This window comes from Flavobacterium microcysteis (assembly GCF_006385255.1).
GTDB lineage: Bacteria > Bacteroidota > Bacteroidia > Flavobacteriales > Flavobacteriaceae > Flavobacterium > Flavobacterium microcysteis.
Window position 1 is genome coordinate 1 of the sequence record NZ_VFJE01000016.1, and the last position, 291, is coordinate 291.

1 protein-coding gene is annotated in these 291 nt (G+C 57.4%); it reads right to left on the reverse strand.

Annotated features, from left to right (window positions below; all coding sequences use genetic code 11):
- Nucleotides 1-291: hypothetical protein (locus FJA49_RS18260; protein ID WP_158629418.1), on the reverse strand; the 291-nt coding region annotated here is incomplete at both ends.

Consider the following 291-nt stretch of genomic DNA (forward strand, 5'->3'; position numbering starts at 1 on the left):
AGAAGAATCCTCCCGCAAGGGTCACCTCCGGCAACTTGTTCACCGTAAGCTGGATGTTGGCAATGGCCGGGCAGCCCGTTACCGACAGCCTGTTGATTACCAGCGCATAGATCATCCTAGTGCCCGTATGGTATGGGTTAAGGTTGGTGATTGCCTGCGGGTTGGTCGATGTTATGCCCAGGTTGCCGTCGGCCTGTGCCTTGGCAAGGTCGTCATAGTAGTGTACCGTAAAGTCCCCTACCGGCTGGGTGCCCAGTACCGTGGCATCGAACGCCGTAAGGTCGAAGTCCG